9 protein-coding genes, 1 tRNA gene and 2 pseudogenes are annotated in these 8,547 nt (G+C 45.4%); 6 read left to right on the forward strand and 6 right to left on the reverse strand.

The annotated features are described in order from the left end of the window. Both HMPREF9007_RS19375 and HMPREF9007_RS27505 read right to left on the reverse strand, forming a co-directional pair. Positions 1 to 300 (reverse strand): IS1182 family transposase (locus HMPREF9007_RS19375; RefSeq protein ID WP_008760433.1); only part of this gene is annotated, 300 nt, incomplete at its 3' end. 199 nt (positions 301 to 499) lie between these two features. Next, the gene (locus tag HMPREF9007_RS27505) at positions 500 to 766 is read right to left on the reverse strand and encodes a hypothetical protein (protein ID WP_022471060.1); all 267 of its coding nucleotides are present in this window, start codon (positions 764 to 766) and stop codon (positions 500 to 502) included. Positions 767 to 932: 166 nt separating this feature from the next. On the opposite strand from HMPREF9007_RS27505, the gene HMPREF9007_RS27025 reads away from it, so the two are divergent. Together HMPREF9007_RS27025 and HMPREF9007_RS19360 are read left to right on the forward strand one after the other, a co-directional pair. Beyond that, positions 933 to 1,106: a hypothetical protein gene (locus HMPREF9007_RS27025; protein ID WP_008760435.1), complete on the forward strand. Its 174-nt coding sequence runs from the start codon at positions 933 to 935 to the stop codon at positions 1,104 to 1,106. Then, positions 1,087 to 1,392 (forward strand): helix-turn-helix transcriptional regulator, encoded by a 306-nt coding sequence (locus tag HMPREF9007_RS19360; RefSeq protein WP_008760436.1) that lies wholly within the window; start codon positions 1,087 to 1,089, stop codon positions 1,390 to 1,392. Before HMPREF9007_RS27025 ends, HMPREF9007_RS19360 begins: the two co-directional genes overlap by 20 nt. 69 nt (positions 1,393 to 1,461) lie before the next feature. On the opposite strand, the pseudogene HMPREF9007_RS19355 reads toward HMPREF9007_RS19360, so the two are convergent. Further along, positions 1,462 to 3,575: pseudogene (locus HMPREF9007_RS19355) on the reverse strand (BT4734/BF3469 family protein). 86 nt (positions 3,576 to 3,661) lie between these two features. Then, entirely contained in the window at positions 3,662 to 3,892 is a 231-nt protein-coding gene (locus HMPREF9007_RS19350; RefSeq protein WP_008760437.1) for a DUF4248 domain-containing protein, read from the reverse strand. A gap of 193 nt (positions 3,893 to 4,085) precedes the next feature. On the opposite strand from HMPREF9007_RS19350, the gene HMPREF9007_RS19345 reads away from it, so the two are divergent. The 3 genes from HMPREF9007_RS19345 to HMPREF9007_RS19340 are packed head-to-tail and all read left to right on the forward strand — an operon-like array spanning position 4,086 to position 5,252. Beyond that, positions 4,086 to 4,589, forward strand: a complete 504-nt coding sequence (locus HMPREF9007_RS19345; protein ID WP_008760438.1) for an HU family DNA-binding protein — start codon at positions 4,086 to 4,088, stop codon at positions 4,587 to 4,589. 59 nt (positions 4,590 to 4,648) lie between these two features. After that, positions 4,649 to 4,816: a hypothetical protein gene (locus tag HMPREF9007_RS27030; RefSeq protein WP_008760439.1), complete on the forward strand. Its 168-nt coding sequence runs from the start codon at positions 4,649 to 4,651 to the stop codon at positions 4,814 to 4,816. Further along, a complete protein-coding gene (locus HMPREF9007_RS19340; protein WP_008760440.1) occupies positions 4,803 to 5,252 on the forward strand; it encodes an N-acetylmuramoyl-L-alanine amidase in 450 nt (149 codons plus the stop codon). Before HMPREF9007_RS27030 ends, HMPREF9007_RS19340 begins: the two co-directional genes overlap by 14 nt. Here HMPREF9007_RS19340 and pflA read toward each other — a convergent pair. Together pflA and pflB are read right to left on the reverse strand one after the other, a co-directional pair. Then, positions 5,245 to 5,970, reverse strand: a complete 726-nt coding sequence (pflA, locus tag HMPREF9007_RS19335; protein ID WP_032813866.1) for a pyruvate formate-lyase-activating protein — start codon at positions 5,968 to 5,970, stop codon at positions 5,245 to 5,247. The two genes, HMPREF9007_RS19340 and pflA, sit on opposite strands and share 8 nt — an antisense overlap. Positions 5,971 to 5,986: 16 nt before the next feature. After that, positions 5,987 to 8,216: pseudogene (gene pflB, locus HMPREF9007_RS19330) on the reverse strand (formate C-acetyltransferase). 240 nt (positions 8,217 to 8,456) lie between these two features. Between pflB and HMPREF9007_RS27035 the strand changes: the two are divergent. Beyond that, a tRNA-Ser gene (locus HMPREF9007_RS27035) sits at positions 8,457 to 8,543 on the forward strand. The last annotated feature ends 4 nt before the right edge of the window (positions 8,544 to 8,547 follow it).

The raw sequence follows: 8,547 nt of genomic DNA on the forward strand, positions 1-8,547 counted from the left end.
CGGATGTTCATTACCGGAAAGCCAGATATAATGAATATCACGTAGGAGAAGCTTCTCTATTTTGCGGCACGAATAGATATTGTTCATGTAGGCGTAGATAATCACCTTAAGCATCATTTTAGGATGATAAGGACAACGACCGGTTGCTTTATAAAGCTTCTTGAAATTGTCAAGATTGAGATTATCAACAACAGTATTAACTATGCGAACCGGATCGTTCGCTGCTATGTTTTCATCAATTCTTCCGGGAAAAAGAACTGTTTGGTTGGGAATGTAAGGACGAAAATGTAACTTTGCCATAACGAAAAACTTTATGCCTAAAGATACAAAAACTTTGGGTAATAACAAAGCCCGGGCTTGTGAAAGTCTGGGCTTTGTGCATAAAAAAAGGTTGTGCCAGCGTTTTGACACAACCTCTTTTTCATATTTTACTTTCCTATCACTTCGATTAACCAACGATTTAAGTTCCGGCTTTCTGCACTAAATTCCATTCCGATCTTTACAATAAGATATTCTTCCTTCGTATATCTTCAAAGGTTTGTATTCCAATAGGAAGTTTACGCATCAAGTTGTCCATATCTGATTCTTTTGATCTTTTGCACATCAAAGATAACAAATATTTCCTGAAGTCTGCTTCAATTGGTGGGCTGATTTGAAAATGCGGTGAGAAATAGAAAAAAGACGGTTGTGTTTTTCCGATTTCCCGCCGTCTTTTTGGAGAAAGAAAAGGTAAAAAGTGAGAGGAGTGAGAGAGGATTTCTAACATTCGTATTTTTTTTAGAGAAATATAGAAAGTAGAAATAAAGAAATAAAATAGAAAAAGTTTCAATTCCTCTCTCACTCCTCTCACTTTTGGGGGTGAAGATGATGAAAAATAATATAAAACGAGGAAATATGTTGTATAGTTGAACAACATTTCTTATATTTGCGTTATGAAAAGAGAAATAATAGCATATAAAGGATACTTCAAAGAATTCTTTGAAAATTTAGATGCTGGCACCCAAGATAAGATATTGTATGTGCTGAAAACCGAAATAACACCAAAGAAAGAAATTGATAAAGCAAAGATATTAAGAAAGGAGTATTATGGAAGCAAAAACAAATGAGGAATTCTTTAATGTCAGTGCATTAATAGATGAGCGTTTTGGTAAGGAAGGAACAGCTTCTCGTGCAGAGGCAGAAGAAAAGGCCTACGCCTTTTATACAGGACAGATTATCGAGGACGCAAGAAAAAAGGCTAAAATCACTCAGGCTGAATTAGCCCGGCGTATCGGTTCTGACCGTTCTTATATTTCAAGAGTAGAAAGTGGTCAGACAGAGCCTAAAGTATCTACTTTCTATCGTATAATGAATGCGTTAGGCTGTAAAATCGAATTTTCAATGATTTTGTAAAAACAATAAATGCAGAGTATCTGTCAAGATGACTCTGCATTTTGCTATATTCACAAGGCTTTCCCGCTTCTATTCATACAGCCTGTTTGATTTTACCTGCTCGATATCTATAATAAATACGGCATATCGGCGCCCGTTATTTCCTTTTTTAGATTCAAAATGGTGTTTAGTCATCACTTTCCCCAACTGTATTTTTGATCCGATGGAATACTGATAACCGGTACGCTCACGTATTAGTTCCGCAATCTCACTGACAGTCAGATAATAAACCTTCTCGAAACGTTCCGGCTTGCGGATATGCGTAAGAACCATTTCTTCTTCCGGTGAATGAAAGATGAAAGCCTCGTTATTCTCTTCAAGCCGTTCATTGTCCGCTTGCGTGAACCAGTATTGATATCCCGGCTTATTCAGCAGATATTTGATCTGAGCATAGAGCTGCGCATAATTGATGGTAATAAATTGGATGGAATAAGGATGAAAACAAAGGAACGCCGGTTGCCTGTCGTGTCGTGAAGCACTTCCTGATAATTGCAGGTTCCTGCAAAAGAGGCCGTATGAGGGAAGTTTTGCGAACGGCGTGCATAAGGCAGACGGAAACTGATCACTTTGCGCGTTACCAAATCTTTGAATGCATTCAGTTCCCGGCCGCTCATCCCTTCAAACTCGTCGAGATTGATCAGCATAGCCTGCGTTATTTTGGCTAAATCATCTTTATTGTTCGAATTGATTAGTCCGGTAGAGAGATAAGCACGCAGTTCGGGAGGCAGGAGATTATTGATAAAGGTAGTCTTTCCTATGTTCTGTATCTCGCTGCATAGCAGAAGTACCGTGTGATTGACAATATTCTCCTGAGTAGCCGCTGCGCACATCGCTACCAGATAACGTTCCAGGCATTCCGCCCAAAACTCCTGATGACTCGTCTGGACACTATCCGCCAGGATACGGATATAGTCGGTTCCGTCCCATTCGGGCAGTAATTCAAAATACTCGCGAATGGGATGATACGACTGGCTGAAATCGGAGTAAATCAGATTTTCGATTGTTTTGACAGTGCAGGGATATCCCAGTTCGTTGATTTCTATCCAGATACTGTTTTCCATCATCTCATCCAAGATGCGGAAAGGCTCCGGTTTCTCGGTGTCGGGATGCCTTCTGCGATATTCCATGATATGCAGCACTTCGTTGTAGCGTGTTTCGTAGTGCTCGCTGATATATTGCTCTATCCGTAATATTCGTTTCTGCGTGCCATTCAGTTTACAGGTATTAAATTCGTCGGTATGAGCGTAGGCGCTATTGATCAAAGAGGCTGTCTCGTCCGCCGGAAAGTCTGTAAACTGGCTTTTGATAAAAGCGGATGCTTCCTCCTGCGGAATGCCGTAGCGATTGAAGGTACATGAGAGATGGTGCAGATAATTGTTCCGGTTGCCCGCTATGTATTTTTCGGACTTGTTGTGATAGTAGGTTAAAGTCAGCACCAGAGAAGCGTTGGCGGAATGGGCGTTGAGCGCTGTGTCTTCATTCGTCGGGGGGCCGTCCGGAGGAGTCTGTTGTTTACTGCCGGAGAGATTTTTACGATTTGAAACCTTGTAGGATGCCTGAGGTTGATCTACAAGAAAAGCGTCAGCGTTCGGATTGAAATAAATCTCCGGATCGTAAGAGAACAGACAAGTGCGTGCCACATCCTGGCCGGAGGTGTCGATTTCTATCTGACAGAGTTCGGTGTAAAAAGAAACGAGTCTGGTGTAAGCTGCATGATGGAAGTCTTCTATTTCCTGAAGGGTTTCGGGCAATGTCTCATCCGGATGGCATGCGCGTACTATGATTTTCACGCCCATCCCTTTGGGGCTGATAAAGGCGATGCGGGTGTAATCGCATCTCTTGATGATAGGGAGGATGCGTGCCAATTCTTCTTTGCTGAGGTGGTCGATGTCTATCACGATGTGTCCCAGATATTTGACGAGGTTCACTTTGGTACGCCTTCCTCGGTAGCTGGCGGAGAAGGCGATTGCCGGCAATTCTTTTTTCTTCTCATTGGCAGCCTTTTCTCCTTGCTCTGCAAAGATGCGGCGTATTTCTTCGACTTTTTCCCGGTAGGTAAAACTGCCGATAGTGGACACTATTTCTTCTTCGGTCATCTCTGCTATTGCGTAGTAGAAACCTTGAAATATGGTGAAATGTTTCATTTTTATTTTGATTATTGTTTGTCGATGCAAAGGAACTTCTTTGCGGAAATGTGTAAAGGAACTTTGTATGAAATGGCAATAAGTTACTACGGTTCGCCCAAAAAGTGTATGATAGTTGCCACTTGTTTCGGCGAAAGGAGACGGTTGCGTGCGCGGTATCCTTCCTGTTCGAGTTCGTGCAGGAGAGGGAGGTTGTAAATAATCCAACGACGAAGTATTTGTAAAGCAACTTTGAGGCAGACATGGGGATTGTAAAGGTGAGCCAGTTCCGCTTTGGTATAGGTGCGGATAAGGAAAGAATCTTCTTTGTAATTCATGATGTTTTCTTCTTGTTTTATGCTATAAAGTTACATAAAATTCCTTGTTTTTCAAAGGTTTGACTTCGTTTTTATTCGTTGGGAATCAAGAAACTTCGTTGGGGAATATGGCTTGTCCGGCTATCCTTATCTTTGTGCTGTTAACAAGAAAGGGATGCATCCTATGTATTATAAACTTTAAAATTATTTTATTATGGCAATGACAGTATCTTATTCAGTGGTGCCGCGCAAGAATCCTGCAAAAAAGAGCGAACCGGCAAAGTATTATGCACAGGCGCAGGCGTCGGGTGAGCTGGACTTTGAAGAGTTGTGCGAAGCGATCACCAGTCGTTCTACTTGTACGGAAACGGATGTACGTGCGGCTATTTCGGGTATTCTTTACGAAGTGAAACGTGCGTTGAAGGCAGGAAGAATTGCGAGACTGGGCGATTTGGGCAGTTTGCAGATAGGACTCAACAGTGAAGGTGCGGCATCGGTCAAGGAATTTTCCGGTTCAATGATTAAGGGGGCGCATCTTATTTTCCGCCCCGGTAAGACGCTGGCGGAGTTGATGAAGATTCTGAGTTATCAGCAAGTGCAGACTCGTGCGGTGGCGCAGGCGGGTGCAGGCGATGGCGGGGGAGAAGACCCTGACAAGAATCCGGATTCCGGTGGTGATGGCTCCGGTGATGAAGAGGCTCCGGACCCTACGGTATAATTGGCAGACGGGTCAAGGTAATAACGAATTAGAATAACTTCCATTAATATTTTGATAAGATGAAAGAAATAGTAAGTCGGATTTTAGATGTGATCATGTATCTGATTCCTTTCTTCGGAAAGAGAAAGCGGGACAGGGTGGTGAGAGAAGTGCGCTATCATACTACTTGTAAGGAGGTGTGCAAAGTGAAAACGACGGAAAGGGAAAAGGAACATGAGAAAGATTAGTCTGATTGTGATCCATTGTTCCGCCACCCGTGTCGATTGCGACTTTACGGCAAAGGATGTGGATACGGCTCACCGTTATCGTGGCTTTTCGTGCTGGGGGTATCATTATTATATACGCAAGTCGGGCGAGATTGAGCCGATGCGGGATGAAGATACGGTCGGAGCTCATGCACGTGGCTATAATGCGATCAGCTTAGGTGTATGTTATGAGGGCGGTCTGGATGAGAATGGAAAAGCTGCGGATACGCGTACACCCCGTCAGAAGGAGGCGCTACATTGCTTGGTACACGAATTGTTGCAGCGTTATCCGGAAGCTAAAGTAGTAGGGCATCGGGATTTAAGTCCCGACACCAACTATAATGGGATCGTAGATCCTTGGGAACGGATTAAAGAATGCCCTTGCTTTGAGGTCATTGGAGAATTCTCCATTAATTAACTACCACCGTAGTGAAATACTCTTTGAATACCTCCGCAGCTTTTTCAAGCTGTTCGGGGGTATTTTCTTTTACCCCTTTCATCTTGTATTCCTGTCCCATCGCTTCGTACTTATGTACGCCCAGTGTATGGTAAGGCAGTATTTCCACCCGTTGGATCATCTTGTATTTTCCGAGTGCTTCTCCCAGTGCGCGTATGTCTTCTTCAAAATCGCTGTATCCGGGCACTAGCACGTAGCGTAGCCAGAAAGGTTTCTCCTGTTCTTCCAGCCAGGCGGCCGTGCGGATGGTTTGCTCGTTGCTTCTTCCGGTGAGCGTCTGATGGCGGTTAGGGTTGAATTCCTTTATATCCAATAACACAAGATCGGTCAGTCTGAATAATTCTTCTACGTCTTCGTTCCAAAGTCCTCCGTTGCTGTCCAGACAGACATGGATGCCTTTTTCTTTCAGTTCGCGGACCAGCGGGACGAGTGCTTTCGCCTGAAACGTCGGTTCGCCTCCGGAGAAAGTGATTCCTCCTCGTTTCCCGAAGAAGGGGCGCTGGCTCATTGCCATGCGGACGATTTCTTCCGGTGGGGTAGGCGTGCCTCCCTTTCCTGCTATCGTATCCGGATTGGCGCAATAGAGGCAGCGGAAGTTGCATCCTTGAAGAAAAACGACGAGCCGTAAGCCCGGCCCGTCGAATGTTCCCATACTTTCGTATGAATGTACGTTTATCATCATATAGAGTAATAGATTACATACGTTCGTGGAAGCTACGGCTGATAACTTCCAGTTGGTGTTCGCGGCTCAGCTTCACGAAGTTTACGGCATAGCCGGAAACGCGGATAGTCAGCTGCGGATAGTTTTCCGGATGCTCCATGGCATCGTACAGCATATCACGGTTCAGTACGTTTACGTTCAGGTGGTGGGCACCTTTGGTGAAGTAACCGTCCATCATCGTCACGAGGTTCTCGATACGGTCTTCGTCCGTAGCACCCAGTGATTTCGGAACGATAGAGAAGGTGTTGCTGATACCGTCCTGTGAGTCACGGTAACGAAGTTTCGCTACAGAACTCAGAGAAGCGATCGCACCATTCTTGTCGCGTCCGTGCATCGGGTTGGCACCCGGAGCGAAGGCAACACCTTTGGCACGTCCGTCGGGAGTAGCACCGGTCTTTTTGCCGTACATCACATTGGAAGTGATAGTCAGCAAGGAGAGGGTAGGACGGGCATTCTTGTAAACTGGCAATTTCTTCAATTCTTCGCTGAAGAAGTATACCAGGTCTACGCCCAGGTGGTCTACCTTGTCGTTGTCGTTACCGAAGCAAGGGAATTCTCCTTCGATGTCGAAACCTTCTGTCAGACCGATATCATTGCGGCGGGCAGTTACTTTCGCATATTTGATGGCAGACAGTGAATCGAGGGCGATGGAAAGTCCGGCTACACCGTAAGCCAGGTTGATGCGCGGGTTCGTATCTACAAGAGCCATCTGGGCCTTCTCGTAGTAATACTTGTCGTGCATATAGTGGATGATGTTCATCGCTTCGTTATATACGCGGGCGATTTCGGTCAGCACTTTTTTGTAGTTGTCCATTACTTCTTCGAACTTCAGCGTGTCACTGGTCAGTACGGGGATATTCTTCACCATGACTGTACCGGTATTCTCGCAACGTCCGCCGTTGATGGCAAGCAACAGGGCTTTGGCCAGGTTGCAACGGGCACCGAAGAACTGAATCTGCTTGCCTATTTCCTGGTATGATACGCAGCAGGCGATTCCGTAGTCGTCGGACTGACGTACTTCGCGCATCAGGTCGTCGTTTTCGTACTGGATAGAAGAAGTGTCGATAGAAACCTTTGCACAGAATTCTTTGAATCCTTCGGGAAGTTCCGGGCTCCAGAGTACGGTCAGGTTCGGTTCCGGTGAAGGGCCGAGGTTGTACAATGTCTGCAGGAAACGGAAGGAGGTCTTTGTCACTTTGGTACGTCCGTCGTTGAGACGTCCGCCCAGAGATTCGGTTACCCAGGTCGGGTCGCCTGCAAAGATGTCGTTGTATGATTGCATACGCAGGTGGCGGACCATACGCAGTTTGATGACAAACTGGTCGATCAGCTCTTGCGCGAATGATTCGGTGATGGTTCCTTTGCTCAGTTCATATTCCAGATAGATATCGAGGAAAGAAGAAACGTTACCCAGTGACATGGCGGCACCGTCTTGTTCTTTGACGGCGGCAAGGTAAGCCATATATACCCCACTGTACGGCTTCTTGTGCCGTGTAAGCGGGACGGCTCAGGTCGAGACCGTAGTATTCGCCCATCACTTTCATGTCTTTCAGTGCCTTGATCTGTTCTGCCACTTCTTCGCGCAGGCGGATGCGGGCCTCTGTCATCGGACCGGTGAGGTTGTGCAAATCTTCCTTCTTTGCTTCGATCAGACGGTCGATGCCGTAAAGAGCCATACGGCGGTAGTCACCGATGATGCGTCCGCGTGCATAATTGTCGGGAAGTCCGGTAAGGAATCCCAGCGAACGGAAGGAACGGATTTCTTCCGTATATACGTCGAATACTCCGTCGTTGTGCGTCTTGCGGTAGTGAGTGAAAATATCTTTTACGCGGTCGTCCACTTCCACGCCGTTTTCGTGACAGGCTTTGCTGACTACGTTGATACCTCCGAAAGGCTTGATGGCACGTTTCAGAAGTTCGTCTGTCTGCAGGCCGACGATCAGTTCGTTTTCCTTGTCGATATATCCGGCCTTGTGGGAAGTGATGGTTGATACGGTAACATTATCTAATGAGCGGACACCGTTGTTTTCTCTTTCTTCTGCCAGTGCTTCGAGGCAGCGGTTCCATACGGCTTTGGTACGTTCTGTAGGTCCTTCGAGGAATGAAGCATCTCCGTAATACGGAGTGATGTTATGACTTACGAAATCTCTGACGTTGATTTCGCTGCTCCAAAGACCGTCTTTAAAGATCTTGTTTAATTCCATAAAATGATAAAATTAGAGGTTGTAGTTATCCTATTCTTTAGAGCGCACAAAGTTACAATCATTTTTCATATAATCAGCATAAATATGCTCTATTTTATGCTTTTCAACATAAAATACCTATTAATTGCTATCCTTAGGAAAAGATTAGATTAAATTTTTAGTGAAAACTCTTGCAAGTTTAAAATATCTTCGTACCTTTGCACCGCTTTTAACGAAAAGCACTTCTGATAAGGAAGTTTTGGAGAGGTGGCAGAGTGGTCGATTGCGGCGGTCTTGAAAAACCGTTGTACCGCGAGGTACCCGGGGTTCGAATCCCCTGTCTCTCCGCTGG

This window comes from Bacteroides sp. 1_1_14 (genome assembly GCF_000162515.1).
GTDB classification, from domain to species: domain Bacteria; phylum Bacteroidota; class Bacteroidia; order Bacteroidales; family Bacteroidaceae; genus Bacteroides; species Bacteroides thetaiotaomicron.

What these genes read in the sequence shown, in the direction of transcription:
- HMPREF9007_RS19350 (WP_008760437.1), bottom strand. Translation starts at nt 3,892, where the DNA reads ATGAATTACAAAGAAGATTCTTTCCTTATCCGCACCTATACCAAAGCG.
- HMPREF9007_RS19340 (WP_008760440.1), top strand. Translation starts at nt 4,803, where the DNA reads ATGAGAAAGATTAGTCTGATTGTGATCCATTGTTCCGCCACCCGTGTC.
- HMPREF9007_RS19360 (WP_008760436.1), top strand. Translation starts at nt 1,087, where the DNA reads ATGGAAGCAAAAACAAATGAGGAATTCTTTAATGTCAGTGCATTAATA.
- HMPREF9007_RS27030 (WP_008760439.1), top strand. Translation starts at nt 4,649, where the DNA reads ATGAAAGAAATAGTAAGTCGGATTTTAGATGTGATCATGTATCTGATT.
- HMPREF9007_RS19345 (WP_008760438.1), top strand. Translation starts at nt 4,086, where the DNA reads ATGGCAATGACAGTATCTTATTCAGTGGTGCCGCGCAAGAATCCTGCA.
- HMPREF9007_RS27505 (WP_022471060.1), bottom strand. Translation starts at nt 766, where the DNA reads ATGTTAGAAATCCTCTCTCACTCCTCTCACTTTTTACCTTTTCTTTCT.
- HMPREF9007_RS27025 (WP_008760435.1), top strand. Translation starts at nt 933, where the DNA reads ATGAAAAGAGAAATAATAGCATATAAAGGATACTTCAAAGAATTCTTT.
- pflA (WP_032813866.1), bottom strand. Translation starts at nt 5,970, where the DNA reads ATGATAAACGTACATTCATACGAAAGTATGGGAACATTCGACGGGCCG.